The sequence below is a fragment of the Roseateles sp. P5_E11 genome (assembly GCF_054049355.1).
The window spans coordinates 1-736 of record NZ_JBFUMO010001146.1; the positions used below are offsets into that span (position 1 = coordinate 1).

General features: G+C 73.1%; 1 pseudogene. It reads left to right on the forward strand.

Annotation, left to right across the window (positions count from 1 at the left end):
* Positions 1-704: pseudogene (locus ACXJKR_RS33985) on the forward strand (hypothetical protein); the annotation flags it as partial.
* Positions 705-736: the final 32 nt, after the last annotated feature.

Sequence of the window (736 nt, forward strand, 5' to 3'; positions counted from 1 at the left end):
GGCCGGCGGCAGTGGCCAAGGCGGTTGTCGCCGTGCCGCTGCCCAAGGTGGCGCCACCGGCGCCGGTGGCGGTGGCGGTGCCCAAGGTTGTCGCGCCGGTCGCGGTGGTCGCGGCGCCCGTGGTGGCCGAGCCGGCCGCCCCCAGGCTCAGCGACCGACTGCGCCCGCGCCCGGTCGAAGTCGAGGCGCAGGCCGATGACGACATGGATGGCCCGCCGCCCGACGATGCGCCGCCGCCGTGGATGGAAGCCGATGACGCGCCCGTGTCGACCGCCGCCGCCCGCGAGCCCGAGGCGCCGCGCCGCGCCGAACTGCGCGAGACACCCGAAGGCGCGCAATGGGCCGAGCGCATCGCGGCCCTCAACCTGGTCGGCATGACGGGTGAGTTGGCCCGTCAGGCTCAGGCTCTGGGCTGCAAGACCGCTGAGGGCCGTGAGGTCTGGACGCTGCGCGTCGAGCGTGAATCGCTGCGCGCGCCGGCCCTGGTTGCCAAGCTCGAGTCGGCCCTCGAGGCCAGGCTCGACATCGAGGCCGGCGTGGCCGAAGACTCCATTGCCCTGCGCACGGTCGCCCGTGCCGAGGCCCAGCAGCGCGCGGCCGAGGATCTGGCCGCCCAGCATCCGATGACGCGCACACTGCTCTCCCAATTTCCGTCGGCGCGCATCCTGCCGGGCTCCGTGCAGCCGCTGACTCTCACTCCATAGACAAGGACACGATCATGATGAAAGGCCAACTC